Here is a 1,417-nt window from a genome sequence, read left to right as displayed (position 1 = left end):
ATCCATATATTTTCCCAAACTAAAAAGGCCGTCTGAACTTGGTTTCAGACGGCCTTTTTCATGTCAAACCGACAATATCAATCGCCCATAACCTTGCCTTCGCGGCGCGGGTCGGCACCACCGAGCAAACCGTCTTTGCCGATTACAATGCCTTGTACGCCGGAATTCAAATCGCGGATTTGGACTTTGTAGCCCAATTTTTCCAACGCAGCCGCTTTATCCGCAGCCGCTGTTTTATCCTCAATTTCATACTGGCTGCCGCGATTGAGCATATTCGGCAGTAAAATTGCCGTCTGAATGTCCATACCCCAGTCGATATGCGCCACCAGTGTTTTAGCGACGAAACCGATAATGCGGCTGCCGCCCGGCGAACCGACCGCCATATAAGGTTTTCCGTCTTTCATCACAATGGTCGGTGCCATCGAAGAACGCGGACGTTTTCCACCGGCAACGCTGTTTGCCACCGTTTTACCGTCCTCTCCGACAGGATTGAAGGCAAAATCGGTTAATTCGTTGTTGAGCAGATAGCCGTTTGCCATCAGCCCCGAACCGAACGCGTTTTCAATCGAAGTCGTCATCGACACGACGTTGCCGTCTTTATCCACAACCACCAAATGGCTGGTGGACGGCAGCTCGACCGCCATGCCTTGCGCGTATTCCTTGCCGAACTTGCCTGCCTGAATAGTTTCCAATGCCTTGTCAGCCTTGCGGATTTCTTCGGCACGCGGTTTCAAATAAGCCTGAGAAATCATGGCTCGGGTCGGAACATTCACAAACGCAGGATCGCCGACATAATAATCGCGGTCGGCAAAAGCAATCCGTGACGCATCGCCTATCCAGCGCCAACTGTGAATATTTTCCGATCCCAACGCCCTCATATCCTGATTTTGTAAGACGCCCAAAATCTCACCCAAAGCAATCGCGCCCGAACTTGGCGCGCCCATGCCGCAAACTTCATATTCACGATACGGCGCGCAAACCGGTTGACGCTCGATAACTTGATAGTTTTTCAAATCCGCCATGCTGATTTTGCCGGGATTATCCACAGCACCGGTAACGGCACGGACAATATTTTGCGCCTGCATTCCCTGATAAAACGGCGCACTGCCTTTTTCCGCCAACAGGCGCACAGAACGCGAAAATTCAGGATTTTTCAAAACCGTTCCTGCAGCCAAAGGTTTGCCGTCAGGCAGGAAGTAAGCGGCGGTTTGCGGATAACGTTGCAAGGGGTCTAAATTTTGCTCGATGGATTTCGCCATACGCGGAGAAACAGCAAAACCTTGTTCCGCCAAAGTAATCGGTTTCTCAAACAAACTTGCCCACGGCAATTTGCCGTAACGCTTGTGGACATCTTCGAGCAGCTTTGGAATCCCCGGCACACCGACCGAACGGCCGCCGACCACTGCTTTCATAAAGC

1 protein-coding gene is annotated in these 1,417 nt (G+C 51.6%); it reads right to left on the bottom strand.

Annotation, left to right across the window (positions count from 1 at the left end):
• Positions 1–77 precede the first annotated feature (77 nt).
• On the bottom strand, positions 78–1,417 hold a 1,340-nt coding region (locus tag ACTHUR_RS11075), incomplete at its 5' end, for a gamma-glutamyltransferase family protein (RefSeq protein ID WP_440398607.1).

This window comes from Neisseria sp. P0021.S007, assembly GCF_051956855.1.
Note: the sequence above shows the minus strand (reverse complement) of the source record. Positions and strands in the feature narration are given on the sequence as shown.